The organism is Cypionkella psychrotolerans, assembly GCF_001294535.1.
Lineage (GTDB): Bacteria > Pseudomonadota > Alphaproteobacteria > Rhodobacterales > Rhodobacteraceae > Cypionkella > Cypionkella psychrotolerans.
On sequence record NZ_LGIC01000013.1, the window covers coordinates 87,711 to 93,787 of the forward strand.

Annotated in this window: 9 protein-coding genes and 1 tRNA gene; all 10 read left to right on the forward strand. The window is 60.7% G+C overall.

Annotated elements, in window-relative coordinates:
• Positions 1 to 17 precede the first annotated feature (17 nt).
• Positions 18 to 854, forward strand: coding sequence for an SDR family oxidoreductase (locus AKV04_RS03600; RefSeq protein WP_054005109.1), 837 nt, complete (start codon positions 18 to 20; stop codon positions 852 to 854).
• 138 nt (positions 855 to 992) lie between these two features.
• Positions 993 to 1,400 carry a nuclear transport factor 2 family protein gene (locus AKV04_RS03605; protein ID WP_054005124.1) on the forward strand — a complete coding sequence of 136 codons (408 nt, stop codon included), beginning with the start codon at positions 993 to 995 and terminating at the stop codon, positions 1,398 to 1,400.
• Entirely contained in the window at positions 1,397 to 2,002 is a 606-nt protein-coding gene (locus tag AKV04_RS03610) for a GNAT family N-acetyltransferase (RefSeq protein WP_054005110.1), read from the forward strand. Before AKV04_RS03605 ends, AKV04_RS03610 begins: the two co-directional genes overlap by 4 nt.
• Positions 2,003 to 2,252: 250 nt before the next feature.
• A complete protein-coding gene (locus AKV04_RS03615; RefSeq protein WP_054005111.1) occupies positions 2,253 to 3,137 on the forward strand; it encodes a carbon-nitrogen hydrolase family protein in 885 nt (294 codons plus the stop codon).
• Between the two features lie 206 nt (positions 3,138 to 3,343).
• Positions 3,344 to 3,562 carry a translation initiation factor IF-1 gene (gene infA / locus AKV04_RS03620; protein WP_054005112.1) on the forward strand — a complete coding sequence of 73 codons (219 nt, stop codon included), beginning with the start codon at positions 3,344 to 3,346 and terminating at the stop codon, positions 3,560 to 3,562.
• A gap of 1 nt (position 3,563) precedes the next feature.
• On the forward strand, positions 3,564 to 4,139 hold the full coding sequence (locus AKV04_RS03625) for a Maf family protein (RefSeq protein WP_156317338.1): 576 nt from the start codon (positions 3,564 to 3,566) through the stop codon (positions 4,137 to 4,139).
• A complete protein-coding gene (locus tag AKV04_RS03630; RefSeq protein WP_054005114.1) occupies positions 4,136 to 5,161 on the forward strand; it encodes a ribonuclease E/G in 1,026 nt (341 codons plus the stop codon). Before AKV04_RS03625 ends, AKV04_RS03630 begins: the two co-directional genes overlap by 4 nt.
• Positions 5,158 to 5,334, forward strand: coding sequence for a DNA gyrase inhibitor YacG (locus AKV04_RS03635; protein ID WP_054005115.1), 177 nt, complete (start codon positions 5,158 to 5,160; stop codon positions 5,332 to 5,334). Before AKV04_RS03630 ends, AKV04_RS03635 begins: the two co-directional genes overlap by 4 nt.
• A gap of 98 nt (positions 5,335 to 5,432) precedes the next feature.
• Positions 5,433 to 5,508, forward strand: a tRNA-Phe gene (locus tag AKV04_RS03640).
• Positions 5,509 to 5,884: 376 nt separating this feature from the next.
• Positions 5,885 to 6,077 (forward strand): transposase (locus tag AKV04_RS25325; RefSeq protein WP_156317339.1); only part of this gene is annotated, 193 nt, incomplete at its 3' end.

The window sequence follows — 6,077 nt, forward strand, 5'->3', positions numbered from 1 at the left end:
CCAAACAGGAGATCAAAATGACCATCGCAATCACCGGCGCCACAGGTGCCCTCGGCCAGCTTGCCCTCACAGCCCTAAAAGCCCGCGCGCCGCAGGCCGATGTCGTCGCACTCGTCCGCGATCCGGCGAAAATCACTGGCACCCCGGCCCGCGCCTTTGATTACACCAAAGCTGAAACCCTTGCCCCCGCCCTCAAAGGCATCGACACCCTCGTGCTGATTTCCTCGAACGATTTCAATGACCGCGCAGGCCAGCACCGCGCCGTGATTACCGCCGCCAAGACCGCAGGCGTCAAGCGAATCATCTACACCTCGATCCTGAAGGGTGACGCCTCGCCGATGATCCTGGCGCAAGACCACATCGCGACTGAAGCCGCGCTGAAAGCCTCTGGCATCCCCGCCACCATTCTGCGCAACGGCTGGTACACCGAGAACTACACCGGATCGCTGAAAGCCTCGGTTGAACACGGCGCGCTGATCGGATCCTCTGCTGACGGTCGCATCGCCTCCGCCGCCCGCGCCGATTATGCCGAAGCCATTGCGGTTACGGCGCTCGACGACAGCCATACGGGCAAGACCTACGAACTTGCGGGCGATACGCCCCACACCATGGCCGATTTCGCTGCCGAAGTCTCGAAACAGACCGGCAAAACCATCCCGTTCAACACTCTGCCGAAAGACACCTATGCGGGCATCCTGCAAAGCTTTGGTCTGCCGGAAGGTTTCGCCAATATCCTCGCCGACAGCGATGACACCGCAGCACGCGGGTCTCTGCTGGACGAGAGCCACACCCTGTCGAAACTGATAGGTCGCCCAACCACGCCGATCGCCACCACGATCAAGGCGGCGCTGTAAAGCGCGCGCCAGTCGGCACTCTGAACCAACTGCGACAGCAGGCAACCGCTGTCGCAAACCACCGCCATCCTGCCGATCCCGGTCTGGACCGGGCTGCTTCCGCGTGCCACCATACGCCAAATTATGTATGAGGCCCGCATGACCCAATCCGCCCGCGACACCGTCACCGCCTATTACGCCGCGTTCAACGCCGAGAATCCCATGGGCATGCTCGCCTGCGTCACCGACGGCATTGAGCACCGCGTCAACGAAGGCGGCATCCGGCTTGGACGCGCAAAGTTCGCCGAATTCTGCGCGCATATGGGCGTGTCCTACCGCGAGCAACTGAAAGACATTGAGATTTTCGTCAACGCGGCAGGCACCCGCGCCGCCGCCGAATTCGTGGTCCACGGCGCATATCTCAAAACCGACCCCGGTCTGCCAGAAGCGAATGGCCAGACCTACATCCTGCCCGCCGGGTCGTTCTTCGATCTGACAGAGGGCAAAATCTCCCGCATCACCACGTTCTACAATCTCAACGACTGGATCGCTCAGGTCTCGGCATGACCGCAGATCTGGCCGCCGAAATCGAAGTCCGCGCCCTGACTGGCCCCGCACTGGAGGCCGCTCTAGATGGCGTCGCCGCGCTGCGCATCGCGATTTTTCGTGACTGGCCTTACCTTTACGACGGAAACCTCGACTACGAACGCGCCTATCTGAAAACCTATCGCGACAACCCCGGCGCCCTGTTGGTGGCTGCCTTCCACCAAGGCCGCTTGATTGGCGCTTCGACCTCCACCCTGATGGAAGATCATGCCGAAGCGTTTTCCGCGCCGTTCCGCGCGCTGAACATCCCACTGGAAAACATCCTTTACGGTGCCGAATCCGTGCTGCTGCCCGCCTATCGCGGCATTGGTCTGGGCCACCGCTTCATTGATCTGCGCGAAGACCACGCCCGCGCCATGCACCGCGCCTATGTCGCGTTCTGCTCGGTCAAACGCCCGGAGCGTCATCCGATGAAGCCAGAAAACGCCCGCTCAAACGATGCCTTCTGGAGGGGCCGGGGCTACGAACCGCTGCCCGGCGTGCTGGCCGAATTTGCGTGGAAAGATGTGGGCGACAGTGAAGAGACCGTGAAGCCGCTGCAATTCTGGATGCGCAAACTCTAACCTAACGTCTCCCCCTTGCCCGATTTGTCCCGCGACAAATCGGGCCCCGCCTGCCTGCCCCCGGCAGGCGCGGCCCGATTACCCTGCGGATAGCTTGCTGCCCAACTCCCCTTGCTCAACGGCGTCCCGCCTTTTGAGCAACGAACCGGCGAACTCTGCCCCGCAGAGTTTGTTTGCGGTTCGGTCCGGTCTTTCAACCGCAGCACATCTTGCCATAATGGCGCAAAGTCCTCTTATCCCAAGGCCCCAAATGATCCTCGCAGCCGCCGCCTACCCGCTCTCCCACCTTGTCGATTTCGCGGAATATGCCAACAAACTCACCATATGGGTTGAAGATGCCGTAGCGATGGGCGCGAACCTGCTGGTGTTCCCAGAATATGGCAGCATGGAGTTGGCCTCGCTCGCCCCCCTCGAAGTTTCGGAAGACCTTGAAGCCGCGCTGCACGAAGTCGCTCGCCATGGTTCCGCCGCCGCTGCTCTGCATTGTCAACTCGCAGCCAAGCATAACCTCTACATCCTCGGCGCTTCGGCCCCGTATTTCGGCAACACCCGCCCCACCAACCGCGCCACCCTCTACGGCCCCAAGGGCATCATCGGCCATCAAGACAAACAGATGATGACCCGGTTTGAGCGCGAGACTTGGAATGTGGTCGCAGGCAACCCCTTGCAACTGTTCGACACGCCCTTGGGCAAGATCGGCGTGCTGATCTGCTATGACAGCGAATTCCCCCTGCTCGCCCGCGCGCTGATCGAGGCGGGCGCGCAAATCCTGCTCGTGCCGTCCTGCACCGACACTCTGGCCGGATACACCCGCGTCAAAGTCGGCAGCATGGCCCGCGCGTTGGAAGGCCAATGTGTGGTCGTCCACGCCCCCACCGTTGGCCTGTGCGATTTCTGCCCCGCTGTCGACGAAAACGTGGGCGCCGCCGCGATCTACGGCTCCTCTGACAAAGGCTTCCCCGAGACCGGGATTCTCGCCCAAACCGCGCTGAACGAACCCGGTTGGGCCATCGCCGAAATCGACCTTTCCGCCATCGAATCCGTGCGTGCCACAGGCTCGGTTTTCAACCACCAACACTGGCCCGAACAAGCCGCCCGCGCCGCGCAAACCCTCGAAATCGTTAAAAATCTCTAAACGACGCCACGCCACCCTATTGAAATATCACAACAAAAAAAGGTCCCGAGTTGGGACCAGCCCATCCTCTGCGCCCAAATATCCCGCCGGAGGCTCTTTTTCTACCAAACCACCCCACGATTTTCCCCCTTGAAAATCCCCCCCAACAAGCGCATATCCCCGCCGATGCCTGCGGTTCCCGCGGGCTAAATCCTATTGGAGAGACCATGGCCAAGGAAGATATCCTCGAATTCCCCGGTGTCGTGAAGGAACTCTTGCCCAACGCGACATTCAAGGTTGAACTCGACAACGGCCATGAATTGATCGCGGTGATGGCAGGCAAGATGCGCAAAAACCGCATCCGGGTTCTGGCAGGCGATAAGGTGCAGGTCGAAATGACGCCTTATGATCTGTCGAAAGGCCGCATCAACTACCGCTTCAAGTAAATTGAAGTTCATCCTCGGATCAGGCAGCCCGCGCCGGAAGGAGCTTCTGGCGCAGCTTGGCATCATCCCCGACGCCATCCTCCCCCCCGACATCAACGAAGACCCGTTGAAGGGCGAACTCCCCCGCCCCTACTGCGCCCGCCTCGCCCGCGAGAAGGCCGCAGCGATTCCGGCGGACCCCGATGACATCATCCTGACCGCCGACACCACGGTCGCCCTCGGCCGCCGTATCCTCGGTAAGCCCGCCGATGCCGGTGAGGCCGCGCGGTTTCTGACTGATCTTGGCGGGCGGCGGCATCAAGTGATCACCGCCATCGCCGTCAAACGCGGCGACAAAATCTGGAGCCGCGAAAGTGTCTCCGCCGTGAAGATGAAACGGCTGTCCGACGTGGAGCTGAACACCTATCTCGCCTCAATGGAATGGCAGGGCAAAGCTGGTGCCTACGCCATCCAAGGCGCAGCTGGCGCGTTCATCCCTTGGATTTCCGGCAGCTTCACTGGCATCGTTGGCCTTCCCTTGGCTGAAACCGCAGCCCTGCTTGCCGCCGCAGGCTACCCCGTCTGGAAAAGCCAATGACCCGCACCGTCCTGCTCGACACGCTAACAGACCGCCCCGCCGCAGCACTTATCGTGGACGGCCAGTTGCACGATCTGGCCATCGACCCGATCACCGACGCCCCCCTACCCGGCGCGATCTACCGCGCCATCGCCGACCGCCCGATGAAGGGCCAAGGCGGGTTGTTCGTCAAACTGCCGGAAGGGTCCGGCTTTCTGCGCCAAACCGCAGGCATCGCCCCCGGCCAGCGCCTGCTGGTGCAGATCACCGGACCAGCAGAGGCAGGCAAAGCCTATCCAGTCACCACCCGCCTGCTGTTCAAATCGCGCTATGCCATCGTCACTCCCGGGGCACCTGGCCTGAACATCTCGCGCCGGATCAAGGATGACGCGCTGCGTGACGATCTGGAGTCCCTCGCCAAAGCTGCCATGCACGGCGCGGATGAGACGCTTGGCCTGATCCTACGCTCCGCCTGCACCCACGCCAATGACGATGAAATCACCGAAGACATCGCCGCGATGCGGGAACTTGCACAGGCGGTGCTCGCCGATACCATCGGCAATGCTGAACTGCTGGTCGAGGGTGCCGGCGCGCATGAAACCGCGTGGCGCGACTGGGCTGATCCTGAACCCGATGAGGTGATCGAGGGCGGTTTTGCCGATCACGACGTGCTGGAGATGATCGACGCCCTGCTGACCCCGCGCGTAACCTTGCAGGAGGGGCACATGATGATCGAGCCGACAAGGGCGCTGATCGCGGTGGATGTGAACACCGGCAATGACACCTCGCCCGCCGCCGCCCTGAAAGCCAATATCGCCGCCGCCCGCGAACTGCCACGCCAGCTGCGCCTGCGCGGCTTGGGCGGTCAGGTTGTGATCGACTTCGCCCCGATGCCGAAAAAAGACCGCGCCATCCTCGACCAAGTCATCCGCGCCGCGTTCAAATCGGAATCCGAGGTCAATCTCGCAGGCTGGACCACGCTTGGCCTCTACGAGATCACCCGCAAACGCGACCGTTTACCTTTGTCCGAGGTATTGGCATGACCTGCCCGATTTGTGCCCGCAAATCGGACGAGAAATACAAACCATTCTGCTCGCGCCGCTGCGCAGATGTTGATTTGGGCAAATGGCTTACGGGCAGTTATGCCATCCCAGCGGTCGCGATTGACGACGAAAACCCCGAAGATTTAACCGACCCGAAACATCGCCCGCAATGATCTGCCGTCGGCTGCATTTTTCTGCCAAAACCCTCTGGACAGCCCCGCGCCCGTAACGTATCACCCCGCCACCAAGCAAGATAACACCTTGCAGATGTGCCCGGATAGCTCAGTTGGTAGAGCAGCGGATTGAAAATCCGCGTGTCGGCGGTTCAATTCCGTCTCCGGGCACCACTTCATCCCATTGTTATTGCTAATAAATTCGGCTTGCGTTTTGAATACCCTTTCTTACGGTTTGACGGTTTTGGGAAAAGGTTTGACAACTTTTGTTCACCGTTCAGTCTCAACCTCTAATGTTTCAATAGTCTTGCGGTTGCTATCTGCAAGGCGCGCATTCCTAGAATAATGATGCGCCATGCTTTCGGTTTTCTGCCCGAGTAGATCGGCAATCTCGCGCGGAGGAACATCGCGTCGCTTGTCGATTACGAGCCGATACGAGCGCGCATTACCAACTTGGCGGAGACTGCTGCCAACGAAAAACTGAGAGTGGACCTGTCGCGGTTTCGTTCCGGTTTTTTGAGAGCAATACTCGCCATCAAGGAGACCGGATATGGCAGCGATACACAGCGACGAATTCAAGCGGGATGCGGTTCGCATCGCGCGAACCAGTGGCCTGACACGGCGTCAGGTTGCGTCTGATCTGGGGGCTGGGTTTTCCACCCTGAACAAGTGGGTGAAGATGGTTTCCGATGAGGCTGGCCCGCCTGACGCTGACCAGAACTTACTTCGAGAGAACGAACGGC

What these genes read in the sequence shown, in the direction of transcription:
- AKV04_RS03600 (WP_054005109.1), top strand. Translation starts at nt 18, where the DNA reads ATGACCATCGCAATCACCGGCGCCACAGGTGCCCTCGGCCAGCTTGCC.
- AKV04_RS03605 (WP_054005124.1), top strand. Translation starts at nt 993, where the DNA reads ATGACCCAATCCGCCCGCGACACCGTCACCGCCTATTACGCCGCGTTC.
- AKV04_RS03610 (WP_054005110.1), top strand. Translation starts at nt 1,397, where the DNA reads ATGACCGCAGATCTGGCCGCCGAAATCGAAGTCCGCGCCCTGACTGGC.
- AKV04_RS03615 (WP_054005111.1), top strand. Translation starts at nt 2,253, where the DNA reads ATGATCCTCGCAGCCGCCGCCTACCCGCTCTCCCACCTTGTCGATTTC.
- infA (WP_054005112.1), top strand. Translation starts at nt 3,344, where the DNA reads ATGGCCAAGGAAGATATCCTCGAATTCCCCGGTGTCGTGAAGGAACTC.
- AKV04_RS03630 (WP_054005114.1), top strand. Translation starts at nt 4,136, where the DNA reads ATGACCCGCACCGTCCTGCTCGACACGCTAACAGACCGCCCCGCCGCA.
- AKV04_RS03635 (WP_054005115.1), top strand. Translation starts at nt 5,158, where the DNA reads ATGACCTGCCCGATTTGTGCCCGCAAATCGGACGAGAAATACAAACCA.